The sequence below is a fragment of the Oleiagrimonas sp. genome (genome assembly GCF_027858935.1).
In the GTDB taxonomy this organism is placed as follows: domain Bacteria; phylum Pseudomonadota; class Gammaproteobacteria; order Xanthomonadales; family Rhodanobacteraceae; genus Oleiagrimonas.
Genome location: NZ_JAQIBU010000252.1, coordinates 1 through 15,966, shown reverse-complemented (window position 1 = coordinate 15,966; position 15,966 = coordinate 1). Strand labels below are relative to the sequence as shown.

General features: G+C 61.5%; 12 protein-coding genes, 1 tRNA gene and 1 pseudogene. All 14 read left to right on the top strand.

Annotation, left to right across the window (positions count from 1 at the left end; translation table 11 throughout):
* A pseudogene (gene tuf / locus PF446_RS09250) lies at positions 1 to 174 on the top strand (elongation factor Tu); the annotation flags it as partial.
* 111 nt (positions 175 to 285) lie between these two features.
* Positions 286 to 361: transfer RNA gene (locus PF446_RS09245), tRNA-Trp, on the top strand.
* A gap of 12 nt (positions 362 to 373) precedes the next feature.
* Entirely contained in the window at positions 374 to 760 is a 387-nt protein-coding gene (secE, locus tag PF446_RS09240; RefSeq protein ID WP_298071138.1) for a preprotein translocase subunit SecE, read from the top strand.
* Between the two features lie 8 nt (positions 761 to 768).
* Complete coding sequence (nusG, locus tag PF446_RS09235; protein WP_298071137.1) at positions 769 to 1,329, top strand: transcription termination/antitermination protein NusG; 561 nt, start codon at positions 769 to 771, stop codon at positions 1,327 to 1,329.
* Positions 1,330 to 1,512: 183 nt separating this feature from the next.
* Positions 1,513 to 1,941: a 50S ribosomal protein L11 gene (gene rplK / locus PF446_RS09230; RefSeq protein ID WP_298071136.1), complete on the top strand. Its 429-nt coding sequence runs from the start codon at positions 1,513 to 1,515 to the stop codon at positions 1,939 to 1,941.
* 3 nt (positions 1,942 to 1,944) lie between these two features.
* Positions 1,945 to 2,649, top strand: coding sequence for a 50S ribosomal protein L1 (gene rplA / locus PF446_RS09225; RefSeq protein WP_298071135.1), 705 nt, complete (start codon positions 1,945 to 1,947; stop codon positions 2,647 to 2,649).
* 337 nt (positions 2,650 to 2,986) lie between these two features.
* Positions 2,987 to 3,511 carry a 50S ribosomal protein L10 gene (gene rplJ / locus PF446_RS09220; RefSeq protein WP_298071134.1) on the top strand — a complete coding sequence of 175 codons (525 nt, stop codon included), beginning with the start codon at positions 2,987 to 2,989 and terminating at the stop codon, positions 3,509 to 3,511.
* A gap of 60 nt (positions 3,512 to 3,571) precedes the next feature.
* Positions 3,572 to 3,949 carry a 50S ribosomal protein L7/L12 gene (gene rplL, locus PF446_RS09215; RefSeq protein ID WP_298071133.1) on the top strand — a complete coding sequence of 126 codons (378 nt, stop codon included), beginning with the start codon at positions 3,572 to 3,574 and terminating at the stop codon, positions 3,947 to 3,949.
* Positions 3,950 to 4,171: 222 nt separating this feature from the next.
* Positions 4,172 to 8,332 (top strand): DNA-directed RNA polymerase subunit beta, encoded by a 4,161-nt coding sequence (gene rpoB, locus PF446_RS09210; RefSeq protein ID WP_298071132.1) that lies wholly within the window; start codon positions 4,172 to 4,174, stop codon positions 8,330 to 8,332.
* 24 nt (positions 8,333 to 8,356) lie between these two features.
* Complete coding sequence (gene rpoC / locus PF446_RS09205) at positions 8,357 to 12,574, top strand: DNA-directed RNA polymerase subunit beta' (protein WP_298071131.1); 4,218 nt, start codon at positions 8,357 to 8,359, stop codon at positions 12,572 to 12,574.
* Between the two features lie 172 nt (positions 12,575 to 12,746).
* Positions 12,747 to 13,121, top strand: a complete 375-nt coding sequence (gene rpsL, locus PF446_RS09200; RefSeq protein WP_298071130.1) for a 30S ribosomal protein S12 — start codon at positions 12,747 to 12,749, stop codon at positions 13,119 to 13,121.
* 17 nt (positions 13,122 to 13,138) lie between these two features.
* Positions 13,139 to 13,606: a 30S ribosomal protein S7 gene (rpsG, locus tag PF446_RS09195; protein ID WP_298071129.1), complete on the top strand. Its 468-nt coding sequence runs from the start codon at positions 13,139 to 13,141 to the stop codon at positions 13,604 to 13,606.
* A 100-nt stretch (positions 13,607 to 13,706) separates the two neighbouring features.
* Positions 13,707 to 15,797, top strand: coding sequence for an elongation factor G (gene fusA / locus PF446_RS09190; protein ID WP_298071128.1), 2,091 nt, complete (start codon positions 13,707 to 13,709; stop codon positions 15,795 to 15,797).
* A gap of 51 nt (positions 15,798 to 15,848) precedes the next feature.
* Positions 15,849 to 15,966, top strand: a 118-nt coding sequence (locus PF446_RS09185; RefSeq protein ID WP_298071139.1) for a GTP-binding protein, incomplete at its 3' end; no start/stop codon positions are given.

The window sequence follows — 15,966 nt, the reverse complement described above, 5'->3', positions numbered from 1 at the left end:
GTGACCGGCGCTTGCGAGCTGCCGGAGGGCGTGGAGATGGTGATGCCGGGTGACAACGTGAAGATGGTGGTGACGCTGATCCATCCGATCGCGATGGACGATGGCCTGCGTTTCGCGATTCGCGAGGGTGGCCGCACCGTCGGCGCCGGTGTGGTCGCCAAGATCTTCGAGTAAGGCAGTTTCAGGGGCGTCGCGAAATTTTCGAACGTCCGATTTCCTCAAGGCCCGAGCGGTCCGCGCAAGCGGTCCGCTCTGGCCATTTCAACGCAGTACAATTGCATCCATACGCCAGTAGCTCAATTGGCAGAGCAGCGGTCTCCAAAACCGCAGGTTGGGGGTTCGATTCCCTCCTGGCGTGCCATCCAGGTAGCGCATGAACGTAAAGGCTGAACAATCAGGCAAGTCGGGTGCCGGCGATATCGCCAAGCTGGTGCTGGCCGTGCTGGTATTGGCGGCCGGACTCTTCGGCTTCTACTGGTATGCGGATGCCGCCCAGCTGGTACGTCTTGGCGGTCTGCTCGGATCGATCGCCATTGCAGTGGTGCTGGCCAATTTCACGGGTCTCGGGCGGCGTTTGCGAAATTTCCTCGCCGAGTCCCAGTTCGAGATGCGCAAGGTGGTCTGGCCTACGCGTGACGAGACAGTCAAAACGACATTGATGGTTCTGGTCGTAGTGGTCATTTTGGCTTTGATGCTCGGTTTTATCGATTTGGTGCTCAAGAAGATCGTTCTTGAGTGGTTACTCAAGCTCGGCAAGTGAGGTAAGGCATGAGCAAGCACTGGTATGTGGTGCACGCCTATTCGGGCTTCGAGAATCAGGTCAAGCGTTCGCTGGAAGAGCGCATCGCCCGCATGGAGATGCAATCGAAGTTCGGCGAGGTGCTGGTGCCGACCGAGGAAGTCGTCGAGATGCGTGCCGGCCAGAAGCGTCGCAGTGAACGCAAGTTCTTTCCTGGTTACGTACTGGTGCAGATCGAGACCGAGACCGACGGCAAAGCTCCGCGGATCGATGACGAGTGCTGGCATCTGGTCAAGGATACTCCCAAGGTCATGGGCTTCATCGGCGGCACTGCCGATCGTCCCCAGCCGATCAAGGACAACGAGGCCGAAGTCATCCTCAGCCGGGTGCGCGAAGGCGTGGAGAAACCACGTCCGAAGGTCTTGTTCGAGCCGGGCGAGATGGTTCGTGTCACGGACGGTCCCTTCAATGACTTCAACGGCGTGGTCGAGGAAGTCAATTACGAGAAGAGCCGACTGCGTGTCGCGGTATTGATCTTCGGTCGCTCGACCCCGGTCGACCTGGAGTTTGGCCAGGTTGAAAAGGCCTGAGTCTGGGCGCTGGCTTTGGCGCTTGTAACAAGTTGAAGCGTTGTCTATACTAGGCTGTTCACGCCGCTCCTTTTGGGTCGGCGTGTACGCATTTGTGGCCCGGCGGAGCCGGGTCGTCCCGTCATCAAGGATCGGTGTGAAGCGAGGAGCCGCAAGGCGCTCGAACTCGCAAGGAATAGAGTCATGGCAAAGAAAGTCATTGGATACATCAAGCTGCAGGTGAAGGCCGGTCAGGCCAACCCCTCGCCGCCCGTGGGTCCGGCACTGGGTCAGCGCGGCCTGAATATCATGGAATTCTGCAAGGCGTTCAATGCCGCCACGCAGAAACTGGAACCGGGTCTTCCCATTCCGACGGTCATCACGGCCTACTCCGACCGCAGCTTCACCTTCATCACCAAGACGCCGCCGGCCTCCGTGCTGTTGCGCAAGCTCGCGGGTGTGAAGAAGGGCTCGGCCAAGCCGAATACCGAAAAGGTCGGCAAGGTGACACGCGCCCAGCTCGAAGAGGTTGCAAAGTCGAAGGAACCCGATCTGACCGCGTCGGATCTGGATGCTGCTGTGCGCACCATAGCGGGTAGCGCGCGCAGCATGGGCCTGTTGGTGGAGGACTGAGTCATGGCAAAGCTGACCAAGCGTTTCAAGACAATGCAGGATGCGGTCGAGCCGGGCAAGGCCTATCCGCTGACCGATGCCCTGGGCATCATCAAGGACAACGCCAAGGCCAAGTTTGTCGAGTCCATCGACATTTCGGTGCGCCTGGGTATTGATGCGCGCAAGTCCGATCAGGGTGTGCGCGGTTCCTCATTGCTTCCCCATGGCACCGGCAAGACGGTGCGCGTGGCCGTGTTCTGCCCGCCGGGTGAGAAAGCCGAGGCTGCCAAGGCCGCCGGCGCCGATGCCGTTGGCATGGACGACCTGGCCGAGCGGATGCAGGGCGGCGATCTGGGTTTCGATCGCGTGATCGCCACGCCGGATGCCATGCGCGTGGTTGGCAAGCTGGGCCAGCTGTTGGGCCCGCGTGGCCTGATGCCGAACCCGAAGGACGGTTCGGTCAGCGCTGACGTGGTCACGGCGGTGAACAACGCCAAGGCCGGCCAGGTGAAGTTTCGCAATGACAAGGCGGGCATCATCCACGCCAGCGTCGGCAAGGCCGATTTTGACGTGGAAAAGCTGGCCGAGAACATCAACATGCTGATATCCGATCTGATGAAGGCCAAGCCGTCCACGGCCAAGGGTCAGTATCTGCAGAAAGTTTCGGTGTCCAGCACGATGGGCATGGGCGTGGCCGTCGACACCTCATCGTTGACGGTCGCCAAGTAACCAAGTCCCGCCCGGTGGTCGCCGGGTGGGCACGTATTTGGGGGCGCATCCGGAGCAATTGCGGATGATGCCGTCAAAGACCGCAGGCGGCGGAATCGGTCGCTCGGGAACGGCACGGATGCATATCATGGCGATGGATCTGTTCCCGGAGCGAACGCGACCGCCTTAATCAGGAGGTTCCAGCCTGCGTAGATGGTGCTGCCCTAACAGGATATTCCTGGTAAGGCCACCAAGTCGGCACCACCCGGTGCCGGGGAACCGGAAGGATGCCGGTTCCTGAAACCGCTTGGGAGAGGTGGCGCGAGGAACGCGCTTCCGATCCGGTTCGGAGGAAGCAATGGCGCTCAATCTCGCGCAGAAGAAAGAGGTCGTTGCCGAATTGGCGAACGTGGCCGCCTCGGCTCATTCGCTGGTCGCCGCCGAGTATCTGGGTCTCACCGTGGAGCAGCTCACCGAGCTGCGCAAGAAGGCTCGCGAATCCGGCGTGTTTCTTCGCGTTGCGAAGAACACACTGGTGCGCAGGGCAGTGGAGGGTACCGATTACGAAGGTACCTCCGACCAGTTGGTCGGTCCGCTGCTGTTTGCCTTCTCGGTCGAGGATCCGGGTGCCGCCGGTCGACTGGTCAAGGAGTTTGCCAAGGCCAATGACAAGCTGAAGGCCAAGATCGTGGCAATCGGCGGCAAGGTGTACCCGGGCTCGCACCTCGAAGTGCTGGCCTCGCTGCCGACCCGCGATGAAGCTCTCAGCATGCTGCTCAGCGTACTGTCCCAGCCTGCAACACAGCTGGTCCGACTGTTGTCGGAGCCTGCCTCGCAGGTGACGCGCGTGATCAACCAGGCCGGGCAGCAGAAGGCCGCCTGACGTTTCGCCCTACGGCAATCCCATCCAAACGTAAAAGTCGTTTTTCCAGGAGTTATCAAGATGTCTCTCAGCAACGAACAGATCATCGACGCGATCGCAGAGAAGTCCCTCGTCGAGGTGATGGAACTGGTCAAGGCCATGGAAGAGAAGTTCGGCGTTTCCGCCGCTGCTCCCGTGGCCGTGGCTGCCGGTCCGGCTGCCGGTGGTGAAGCCGCCGCCGAGGAGCAGACCGAGTTTGACGTGGTCCTCGCCGCCGCCGGTGCCAACAAGGTGTCCACCATCAAGGCCGTGCGTTCCATCACGGGTCTGGGCCTGAAGGAAGCCAAGGACATGGTCGAGTCTGCCCCGCAGACTGTGAAGGAAGGTTTGAGCAAGGACGAGGCCGAGAAGATCAAGAAGGACCTCGAAGAAGCCGGCGCCAAGGTCGAGCTGAAGTAATTGGCGCTTCGTGCGCCATTTGCTCGACCCGAAGCACAGCAAGCCTGGGGGCGAGAGCCCCCGGGCTTTGCCTGTTGAAGCAAGACCCTGAACCCCGGACAAGGGAGATGGGCAATCCGTAATCGCCTCGTGTCGCGCGATTCCTGATTTCCGATCTTCGTTATCCAACTTTCAGCCGGTGCATCAGTACCGGCGTCACTGCGAACCGAGGCGGTATCCACCATGACCTACTCGTTTACCGAGAAGAAGCGCATCCGCAAGGATTTCGGCAAGCGTCCTCCGGTACTGGACGTCCCCAATCTGCTGACGATCCAGACCAGTTCCTACCGCAATTTCCTGCAGCAGGATGTGCAGCCGAAGAAGCGTGAGGAAAAAGGCCTGCATGCGGCGCTGAAATCGGTGTTTCCGATCTCAAGCTATTCGGGCAACGCCGCGCTGGAGTACGTAGACTACCGCCTGGGCGAGCCGCCCTTTGATGAGCGCGAATGCCGCAACCGTGGCATGACCTACGGTGCGCCACTGCGCGTGACCGTGCGCCTGGTCATTTACGACAAGGACAGCCCGGCCTCCAAGAAGACGGTCAAGTACATCAAGGAGCAAGAGGTCTACATGGGCGAAATGCCGCTCATGACCGAGACCGGCACCTTTATCGTCAACGGAACCGAGCGCGTCATTGTTTCGCAGTTGCACCGTTCGCCCGGCGTGTTCTTCGATCACGACAAGGGCAAGACGCACAGCTCGGGCAAGCTGCTGTTCTCCGCGCGCGTGATTCCCTACCGCGGTTCCTGGCTGGACTTCGAGTTCGACCCGAAGGACGCCTTGTTCACCCGCATCGATCGCCGGCGCAAGCTGCCGGTGACCGTACTGCTGCGCGCGTTGGGCTACAACGACGAGGAGATCCTGGAGATCTTCTTCGAGCACAACGTATTCCATCTGGGCAAGAAGGAAGGCGCGACCCTGGACCTGATCGCCGAGCGTTTGCGCGGCGAGACGCTGAACTTCGACCTGGTTGCCGATGGCGACGTGCTGGTCGAGGCGGGCAAGCGCATCACCGCGCGTCATGTTCGTCAGCTGGCCAAGTCCGATGTCGATACCCTGGAAGTGCCCGATGAATACCTGATCGGCCGGATCCTGGCGATTGACGTGGCCGATACCAAGACCGGTGAGCTGATCGCCGCGGCCAACGACGAGATCACCGAGGACCACCTGGAGAAGTTCCGCAGTGCCGGTATCGAAAAATTGCCGACCCTGTATGTGAACGACCTGGACCGCGGTCCGTACATCTCCAACACCCTGCGTGTGGACGCGACCAAGACCCAACTCGAGGCCCTGGTCGAGATCTACCGCATGATGCGACCTGGCGAGCCGCCGACCAAGGAAGCGGCGCAGAACCTGTTCTTCAACCTGTTCTTCACCTTCGACCGGTATGACCTGTCGGCGGTGGGCCGGATGAAGTTCAACCGCCGCGTCGGTCGCGAAGGCGTGATCGGCCCGAGCGTGCTGTTTGACCACAAGTACTTCTCCACGCGCAAGGATGAAGCGTCCAAGGCGCTGCTTGCCGAACAGGGCGAGGGATCGGACATCCTCGACGTGCTCAAGGTGCTGGTCGACATCAAGAACGGCCATGGTCATGTCGATGACATCGATCATCTGGGCAACCGTCGCGTGCGTTCGGTCGGCGAGATGGCCGAGAACACCTTCCGTATCGGCCTGGTGCGCGTCGAGCGTGCCGTGCGTGAGCGACTGTCCCTTGCCGAGGCTGACAATCTGGGTCCGCAGGACCTGATCAATGCCAAGCCGGTGGCGGCAGCAGTGAAGGAGTTCTTCGGTTCCTCGCAGCTTTCGCAGTTCATGGACCAGAACAATCCGCTTTCCGAGGTCACCCACAAGCGGCGTGTCTCGGCCCTGGGCCCGGGCGGCCTGACCCGCGAGCGTGCCGGCTTCGAGGTGCGCGATGTGCATCCGACCCATTACGGCCGCGTGTGCACCATCGAGACTCCGGAAGGCCCGAACATCGGCCTGATCAACTCGCTGGCCGTGTATGCCCGCACCAACCAGTATGGCTTCCTGGAGACCCCCTACCGCAAGGTTGAGACTGGCAAGGTCACCACCAAGGTCGATTACCTTTCGGCCATCGAGGAAGGCGATCACGTCATCGCCCAGGCCAACTCGCCGCTGAACGAGGACGGTAGTTTTGTAGAGGGCTTCGTGTCCTGCCGCTTCCGCGGTGAGTCCGAGCTGCGTCCGGCGTCCGAGGTGGACTACATGGACGTGTCGACCATGCAGACCGTGTCCGTGGCGGCCGCACTGGTCCCGTTCCTGGAACACGATGACGCCAACCGCGCGCTGATGGGCGCCAACATGCAGCGCCAGGCCGTGCCCACGCTGCGTTCGGAAAAGCCGATTGTCGGCACCGGCATCGAGCGTCCAACGGCGCGTGATTCAGGCGTGACCGTAGCCGCGCGTCGTGGCGGAGTGATCGACCAGGTCGACGCGGCCCGCATCGTGGTGCGCGTCAACGAGGACGAGATTTCCGGCAACGACGCGGGCGTGGATATCTACACGCTGGTCAAGTACACCCGATCCAACCAGAACACCAACCTCAACCAGCGTCCGCTGGTGAAGGTCGGTGATGTAGTGGCGCAGGGCGACACCCTGGCCGACGGCAGCTCCACCGACATGGGCGAGCTGGCGCTGGGCCAGAACATGCTGGTCGCCTTCATGCCGTGGAACGGCTACAACTTCGAGGACTCCATCCTCATTTCCGAACGTGTGGTGCAGGAAGACCGCTACACCTCGATCCACATCGAGGAGCTGACCTGCGTGGCCCGCGACACCAAGCTGGGACCGGAGGAGATCACCGCCGATATTCCCAACGTCGGTGAACAGGCGCTGTCGCGTCTGGACGAGTCGGGCATTGTGTACATCGGTGCCGAGGTCAAGGCCGGCGACATCATGGTCGGCAAGGTCACGCCCAAGGGCGAAAGCCAGCTGACGCCGGAAGAGAAGCTGCTGCGCGCGATCTTTGGCGAGAAGGCGTCCGACGTGAAGGACAGCTCGCTGCGCGTGCCGCCGGGCATGGACGGCACCGTCATCGCCGTGCAGCTGTTCACCCGCGGCGGCATCGAGAAGGACAAGCGCGCCAAGCAGATCGAGGAAACCGAGCTCAAGCGCATCCGCAAGGATCTGGACGATCAGTTCCGCATCCTCGAGGGCGCGATTTACGCCCGCATGCGCACACAGCTGGTCGGCAAGACCGTCAGCAGTGCGCCGGGGGACCTCAAGCGCAACGGAACCATCACCGACGAATACCTGAACGGCCTGAAGAAGGACGAGTGGTTCAAGATCAACGTCAAGGACGAAGAGGCCGCCGATTTCCTTGAACGCGGTGCCAAGCAGATCAAGGCCCACAAGGACGAGTTCGAAAAGCGCTTCAAGGAGAAGCACGGCAAGATCACCGCCGGTGACGATCTGGCTCCGGGTGTGCTGAAGATGGTCAAGGTGTTCCTGGCCGTCAAGCGACGCATTCAGCCGGGTGACAAGATGGCGGGCCGCCACGGCAACAAGGGTGTGGTGTCCATGATCGTTCCGGTCGAGGACATGCCGTACTCTGCCGACGGCAAACCTGTCGATATCGTGCTCAACCCGCTGGGCGTGCCGTCGCGCATGAACATCGGGCAGATCCTTGAAGTGCATCTGGGCTGGGCGGCCATGGGTCTTGGCGACAAGATCAACAGCATGCTCGAGGCCAACGAAAAAGCCTCCAATGTGCGCGAGTTCCTGGACAAGATCTACAACCACGACAACGGCGAGAACGGCCAGCGTGTGAATCTCAAGTCCTTCAAGGACGCCGAGATCCTCGAGCTTGCCCACAATCTGCGTCGCGGTGTGCCGATGGCAACGCCGGTCTTCGACGGCGCCGAGGAAGCCGAGATCAAGGCCATGCTGAGGCTTGCGGACCTGCCCGAGTCGGGACAGACCACGCTGTACGACGGACGTACCGGCGAGGCATTCGACCGCCCGGTCACGATCGGCTACATGCACATGCTCAAGCTCAACCATCTGGTCGACGACAAGATGCACGCTCGTTCCACCGGCCCGTACTCGCTGGTCACCCAGCAGCCGTTGGGCGGCAAGGCGCAATTCGGCGGTCAGCGCTTCGGCGAAATGGAAGTGTGGGCGCTGGAAGCCTACGGCGCGGCCTACACCCTGCAGGAAATGCTGACGGTGAAGTCCGACGACGTGCAGGGCCGCAACCAGATGTACAAGAACATTGTCGATGGCAACCACGAGATGGTGGCTGGCATGCCGGAATCCTTCAACGTGCTGGTGAAGGAAATCCGCTCGCTGGCAATCGACATCGAACTGGACGAGAACAAGTAACCGGCGCGCGAGCGGAGAGAACCCATGAAAGATTTGCTCAACCTGTTCAATCAGCAGCGTCAGCCCCAGGACTTCGACGCGATCAAGATCTCGCTGTCCTCGCCGGAGCTGATCCGGTCGTGGTCGTTCGGCGAGGTCAAGAAGCCGGAGACCATCAACTACCGCACCTTCAAGCCCGAGCGTGACGGCCTGTTCTGCGCCGCGATCTTCGGACCGGTGAAGGACTACGAGTGCCTGTGCGGCAAGTACAAGCGCATGAAGCACCGCGGCGTGGTCTGCGAAAAGTGCGGTACCGAGGTCACGCTGGCCAAGGTGCGCCGCGAGCGCATGGGCCAAATCGATCTGGCCAGACCGGTGGCGCATTTATGGTTCCTCAAGTCGTTGCCTTCGCGCATCGGCTTGATGCTGGACATGACCCTGCGTGACATCGAGCGCATCCTCTACTTCGAGGCCTATGTGGTGGTCGATCCCGGCCTGACCACGCTCGAGAGGGGCCAGATGCTCAGCGAGGACCAGTACCTGGAGGCCGTCGAGGAGCACGGCGACGAGTTTGACGCCCGCATGGGCGCCGAGGCTGTCTATGAGCTGCTCAAGGATCTCGATCTCAAGACCGAGGAGATGCAGCTCAAGGAAGCCATCGCCGCGACCAACTCCGAGACCAAGCTCAAGCGCTTGACCAAGCGCATCAAGCTGGTCGAGGCGTTCCTGGAATCGGGCAACAAGCCCGAGTGGATGGTCATGACCGTGATGCCGGTGCTGCCGCCGGACCTGCGTCCTTTGGTGCCGCTGGACGGTGGTCGTTTCGCGACCTCCGACCTCAACGACCTGTACCGTCGTGTCATCAACCGCAACAACCGACTCAAGCGCCTGCTGGACCTCAATGCGCCGGACATCATCGTGCGCAACGAGAAGCGCATGTTGCAGGAGTCGGTCGATGCGCTGCTGGACAACGGTCGTCGTGGACGTGCCATCACCGGCACCAACAAGCGCCCGCTGAAGTCGCTGGCCGACATGATCAAGGGCAAGCAGGGGCGTTTCCGCCAGAACCTGCTGGGCAAGCGCGTCGACTACTCCGGCCGTTCGGTCATCGTGGTCGGCCCGACCCTGAAGCTGCACCAGTGCGGCCTGCCCAAGAAGATGGCGCTGGAACTGTTCAAGCCGTTCATCTTCGCCAAGCTCCAGTCGCGTGGCCTGGCCACCACCATCAAGGCAGCCAAGAAGCTGGTCGAGCGCGAGGAAGCGGAAGTCTGGGATATCCTGTCCGAGGTCATCCGCGAGCATCCGGTCATGCTGAACCGCGCGCCGACCCTGCATCGTCTGGGCATCCAGGCGTTCGAGCCGGTGCTGATCGAGGGCAAGGCCATCCAGCTGCATCCGCTGGTGTGTACCGCCTTCAACGCCGACTTCGACGGCGACCAGATGGCCGTGCACGTGCCGCTTTCCATCGAGGCGCAGCTGGAAGCGCGTGCCCTGATGATGTCGTCGAACAACATCCTGTCGCCGGCCAACGGCGAGCCCATCATCGTGCCGACGCAGGATGTGGTCCTGGGCCTGTACTACATGAGCCGCGAGCTGGTCGACGCCAAGGGCGCCGGCATGGTCTTCGCCAACGTGTCCGAGGTTCGCCGTGCCTATGACAACCGCGCGGTTGAGCTGCACGCCAGCATCCGCGTACGCCTGAACCAGGTTGAGATCGATGAGGAAGGCGAGCGTACCGAAAAGGTCGAGCTGGTCAACACCACCGTCGGCCGTGCCCTGCTGGCCGAGATCCTGCCCGTGGGCCTGCCGTTCGAGCTGGCCAACACCGAGTTGACCAAGAAGGCCATCTCCAACCTGATCAATGCCAGCTACCGTCGCCTGGGCCTGAAGGAGACCGTGGTCTTCGCCGACAAGCTGATGTACACGGGCTTCCGTCTGGCCACGCGTGCGGGGATCTCGATCGGCATCGACGACATGAAGATTCCGGAGGCCAAGAAGGCTATCCTGGCCGAGGCCGAAACCGAAGTGGTCGAGATCCAGGAACAGTACCAGTCGGGCCTGGTCACCGCCGGCGAACGCTACAACAAGGTGGTCGATATCTGGTCGCGTACCAACGAGCTGGTCGCCAAGGCCATGATCGACGGCATCGGCACCGAGAAGCGTGTCGACGCCGACGGCAAGGAAGTGGACCAGAAGTCCATGAACTCGCTCTACATCATGGCCGACTCCGGCGCCCGTGGTTCGGTCGCCCAGATCCGCCAGCTGGCGGGTATGCGTGGCTTGATGGCGCGTCCGGACGGCTCGATCATCGAGACGCCCATCAAGGCCAACTTCCGCGAGGGCCTGAACGTCCTGCAGTACTTCAACTCCACCCACGGTGCCCGAAAGGGACTGGCCGACACGGCGCTCAAGACCGCCAATTCCGGTTACCTGACCCGTCGCCTGGTCGACGTGGCGCAGGACGTGGTGGTGACCACCGAGGACTGCGGTACCACCGATGGTCTGACCATGACACCGATCGTCGAGGGTGGCGATGTGGTCGAGCCGCTGCGCGAGCGCGTGCTTGGTCGCGTGGTGGCCGAGGACGTCTATGCCCCGGGCGACAACGACGATCCGATCGTGACGGCCGGCACCCTGCTGAACGAAAAGCTGGTGGCCAAGCTGGACGAGGCCGGCGTGCAGACACTGCAGGTCCGTTCGCCGATCACCTGTGCGGCTTCGCACGGCGTGTGCGGCATGTGCTACGGCCGTGACCTGGCCCGCGGACACCTGGTCAACATCGGCGAGGCGGTGGGCGTGATCGCCGCCCAGTCGATCGGCGAGCCTGGTACCCAGCTGACCATGCGGACCTTCCATATCGGCGGCGCGGCTTCACGTGCGGCTGCGGTCGACAATGTCACCATCAAGACCACCGGCTCGCTGAAGTTCAACAACCTCAAGACCGTGCAGCACGGTCAGGGCCATCTGGTCGCGGTGTCACGCTCGGGCGAGCTCAGCGTGCTCGACACCCAGGGTCGTGAACGCGAGCGTTACAAGGTGCCCTATGGCGCGACGATCGAGTTCAAGGACGGGGCTGCGGTCAAGTCCGGCCAGACGGTTGCGCAGTGGGATCCACATACCCATCCGATCGTATCGGAAGTGGCTGGCGTGGTGCGCTTCAGCGATTTCATCGATGGCGTCACCGTGCAGAGCCAGACCGACGAGTTGACCGGTCTGGAAAGCGCGGTGGTCACCGATCCCAAGCGCCGCGGTACTGCGGCCAAGGATCTGCGCCCGATGGTCAAGCTGGAGGACAAGAAGGGCAAGGAGCTGAAACTGCCCGGAACCGACGTGCCGGCCCAATACTTCCTGCCGGCCGGTGCCATCGTCTCGATCCAGAACGGCGCCGAAGTGGGCGTGGGCGACGTGGTCGCGCGTATCCCGCAGGAAACTTCCAAGACCCGCGACATTACCGGTGGTCTGCCGCGCGTGGCCGATCTGTTTGAGGCCCGCAAGCCAAAGGAGGCCGCCATCCTGGCCGAGCGCTCCGGTGTGGTGAGCTTCGGCAAGGACACCAAGGGCAAGCAGCGCCTGGTGATCAAGGACGCGGACGGAAACGATCACGAAGAGCTGATCCCGAAGTGGCGTCACATCATCGTCTTCGAGGGCGAACATGTGGAGAAGGGCGAGACCGTGGTCGACGGCGAGCCGGATCCGCATGACATCCTGCGCCTCCTGGGTGTGGAGCCGCTGGCCGCGTATCTGGTCAAGGAGATCCAGGACGTGTATCGACTGCAGGGTGTGAAGATCAACGACAAGCACATCGAGGCGATCATCCGCCAAATGCTGCGCAAGGTTGAAATTACGGATGCAGGAGAAAGCAACTACCTGCGTGGCGAGCAAGTCGAGCGTCGACGTCTGATCGAGGAGAACGCCCGTCTCGAGGTCAAGAATGAGCGTCCGGCCGAATCCCAATCGGTGCTTCTGGGCATCACCAAGGCTTCGCTGGCGACTGAATCCTTCATTTCCGCGGCTTCCTTCCAGGAAACCACTCGCGTGCTTACCGAGGCGGCAGTGCGTGGAACACGCGATACCTTGCGTGGATTGAAGGAAAACGTTATAGTCGGTCGGCTAATCCCGGCGGGAACGGGTCTTGCCTACCACGCGCAACGGCAACAAAGCGGTGGTCTGACGGCTTCCGAGATGGAAGCGCTGTCGGCCAGTGGCTCCACGGAGTCCAAGGGCGAGGCGGCCGAAGCCGGCTCGGCAAGCAGCGAAACCTGACCCTTTAGCTGCCTGCTTACATACGAAATGAGGTGCATGGACGCACCTCGTGTTCGAACTCAAGGATGGTTGTGCATGGCTTGCCTTTAGGCATCCATGCGTGTTAAATTTCCGCTTCTTGGCAGGCCGGATTATCCCGGTCTGCCTTTGTGTTTCTTAGGACAACTTCCGCATGGCGACGATCAACCAATTGGTGCGCAAGCCCCGTCGGCCGAAGAGCTACAAGAGCAATTCGCCGGCCCTGCAGAGCAGCCCGCAGCGACGCGGTGTGTGCACGCGTGTTTACACCACCACACCGAAAAAGCCGAACTCGGCGTTGCGCAAAGTGGCCAAGGTCCGTTTGACCAATGGCTACGAAGTCATCAGCTACATCGGCGGCGAAGGCCACAACCTTCAGGAGCACTCCGTGGTCCTGATCCGTGGTGGCCGCGTCAAGGACCTTCCAGGCGTTCGGTACCACACCGTTCGCGGCAGCCTTGATTGCGCCGGTGTCACCAAGCGGCGCAAGTCGCGTTCCAAGTACGGCGCCAAGCGCCCCAAGGGCTAAACCGAGGGATTTGAGACATGTCGCGTAAAGGTTCACATCCCGCTCGAGTGATCCTCCCGGATCCGAAGCACAGCAGCGAGCTGATCGCCCGCTTCATCAACATGGTGATGAAGAGTGGCAAGAAGTCGGTCGCCGAGACAATTGTCTACGGTGCCCTGGAGCACATCGGTGAGAAGAACGCCGAGCCTGTTTCAGTGGTCGAGAAGGCGCTGGGAAACATCGCGCCGGTGGTCGAGGTCAAGTCACGCCGTGTTGGTGGCGCGACCTATCAGGTACCGGTCGAGGTTCGCCCGGGTCGCCGTATGGCACTGGCCATGCGCTGGGTTATCGATGCGGCGCGCAAGCGAAGCGAGACATCGATGCCGCGCAAGCTGGCCGCCGAGCTGCTGGACGCATCCGAGTCGCGTGGCGGCGCCATGAAGAAGCGTGAAGAAACGCATCGCATGGCCGAAGCCAACAAGGCCTTTTCACACTACCGCTGGTAACACATTGTTTGTGCCGTCCTCCATGGCGGCAGAGAAGAGCCCGGCATCCATGCCGGACCATTCGAGAAGCAAGCTAATACGAGAATTTCGAGGAATCACCGTGGCACGTACCACTCCCATCGAGCGCTACCGCAACTTCGGCATCATGGCCCACATCGATGCCGGCAAGACCACCACGACGGAGCGCATCCTGTTCTACACCGGTGTCTCGCACAAGATCGGCGAGGTGCATGACGGTGCGGCCATCATGGACTGGATGGAGCAGGAGCAGGAGCGTGGTATCACCATCACGTCAGCGGCAACCACCTGCTTCTGGCAGGGCATGGACCACTCTTTGCCGACGTATCGCTTCAACATCATCGATACCCCGGGCCACGTCGACTTCACCATTGAGGTCGAGCGTTCGCTGCGCGTGCTCGATGGCGCCGTGTTCGTGCTGTGCGCTGTCGGTGGTGTCCAGCCGCAGTCCGAGACTGTGTGGCGCCAGGCCAACAAGTACGCCGTTCCGCGCCTGGCTTTTGTCAACAAGATGGACCGTACCGGCGCCAATTTCGACAAGGTCGTCAGCCAGTTGAAGTCCCGCCTTGGCGCCCACCCGGTACCGATGCAGGTGCCGATCGGTTCCGAGGAGAATTTCGAGGGCGTGGTCGACCTGGTCAAGATGAAGGCGATCTACTGGGACATGGAAAGCCAGGGCACCAAGTTCGAGTATCGCGAGATCCCTGACGAGCTCAAGGAACAGTGCGATGCGGCCCGCGAATTCATGGTCGAGTCTGCCGCCGAGTCCACCGAGGAACTGATGAACAAGTACCTCGAGGATGGACAGCTTTCCGAGGAGGAGATCCTCAACGGCATTCGCCAGGGGACACTGGAAACTTCGCTGATTCCGGTCTTCTGTGGCACCGCTTTCAAGAACAAGGGTGTGCAGGCACTGCTGGATGCTGTGGTCGAGCTGCTGCCGTCGCCCGCCGATCGTCCACCGGTCCGTGGTTTGGACGAGAACGATGCCGAGGCCAGTCGTACAGCAGATGACAAGACTCCGTTCTCTGCTCTTGCCTTCAAGATCATGACCGATCCGTTCGTCGGTTCGCTGAGCTTCTTCCGCGTTTATTCGGGCGTGCTCAATGCCGGCGACCAGGTGTACAACCCGGTGAAGTCGAAGAAAGAGCGTGTGGGCCGTCTGCTGCAGATGCACTCCAACGATCGTCAGGAGCTGAAGGAAGTCCGTGCGGGCGACATCGCCGCCGCGGTAGGCCTGAAGGATGTCACCACCGGCGACACACTGTGCGACCAGGGTCACATTATAACGCTGGAGCGGATGATCTTCCCGGAACCGGTGATCTCGATGGCGGTCGAGCCAAAGACCAAGTCGGACCAGGAGAAGATGGGCGTAGCCCTCGGTCGTCTGGCGCAGGAGGATCCTTCCTTCCGCGTGCGTACCGACGAGGAGTCGGGCCAGACCATTATCTCGGGCATGGGCGAGCTTCACCTGGACATCCTGGTGGATCGCATGAAGCGCGAGTTCAATGTCGAGGCCAATATCGGCAAGCCACAGGTGGCTTACCGCGAGACCATTCGCGAATCCGTGAGGCAGGAAGGCAAGTTCGTGCGTCAGTCCGGCGGCAAGGGCCAGTTTGGCCACGTCGTGCTGGAGATCGAGCCGCAGGAACGCGGCGCCGGTTATGCATTCGAGAACAAGATCGTCGGTGGCGTGGTTCCGAAGGAATACATTCCGGCCGTAGACAAGGGTATCCAGGAAGCGATCGCCAATGGCATCATGGCGGGCTATCCGATCGTCGATGTCAAGGTTCGGCTGGTCGACGGCTCATATCATGAAGTCGATTCCAGCGAAATGGCATTCAAGATCGCCGGTTCGATGGGCTTCAAGGAAGGCTTCAGCAAGGCCAAGCCCGTCCTGCTTGAGCCGATGATGAAGGTCGAGGTGGTCACTCCCGAGGAATACATGGGTGACGTCATGGGTGACATGAGCCGCCGTCGTGGCGTGCTGCAGGGTTCCGATGACAGCCCCTCCGGCAAGGTGGTCAACGCGATGGTGCCGCTGGGCGAGATGTTCGGCTATGCCACCAGCCTGCGTTCGGCGACCCAGGGCCGCGCCACGTTCACCATGGAGTTCGACCACTACGCCGAAGCGCCCAACAGCATCGCCGAAGAAGTGATGAAGAAGGCCTGACGGTCCGTTGTCCACACGAATTACAGTACAAGATCTTTGAGGTTATAAGTCATGTCCAAGGAAAAGTTCGAGCGTAAAAAGCCGCACGTGAACGTGGGCACGATCGGTCACGTTGATCACGGCAAGACGACACTGACGGCGGCGCTGACGAAGGTCGGTGCGGAGCTGT

Coding starts and splice junctions, on each gene's coding strand:
- rplK (WP_298071136.1), top strand. CDS start 1,513: ATGGCAAAGAAAGTCATTGGATACATCAAGCTGCAGGTGAAGGCCGGT.
- secE (WP_298071138.1), top strand. CDS start 374: ATGAACGTAAAGGCTGAACAATCAGGCAAGTCGGGTGCCGGCGATATC.
- rplJ (WP_298071134.1), top strand. CDS start 2,987: ATGGCGCTCAATCTCGCGCAGAAGAAAGAGGTCGTTGCCGAATTGGCG.
- rplL (WP_298071133.1), top strand. CDS start 3,572: ATGTCTCTCAGCAACGAACAGATCATCGACGCGATCGCAGAGAAGTCC.
- rpsG (WP_298071129.1), top strand. CDS start 13,139: ATGTCGCGTAAAGGTTCACATCCCGCTCGAGTGATCCTCCCGGATCCG.
- rpsL (WP_298071130.1), top strand. CDS start 12,747: ATGGCGACGATCAACCAATTGGTGCGCAAGCCCCGTCGGCCGAAGAGC.
- rplA (WP_298071135.1), top strand. CDS start 1,945: ATGGCAAAGCTGACCAAGCGTTTCAAGACAATGCAGGATGCGGTCGAG.
- rpoB (WP_298071132.1), top strand. CDS start 4,172: ATGACCTACTCGTTTACCGAGAAGAAGCGCATCCGCAAGGATTTCGGC.
- nusG (WP_298071137.1), top strand. CDS start 769: ATGAGCAAGCACTGGTATGTGGTGCACGCCTATTCGGGCTTCGAGAAT.
- rpoC (WP_298071131.1), top strand. CDS start 8,357: ATGAAAGATTTGCTCAACCTGTTCAATCAGCAGCGTCAGCCCCAGGAC.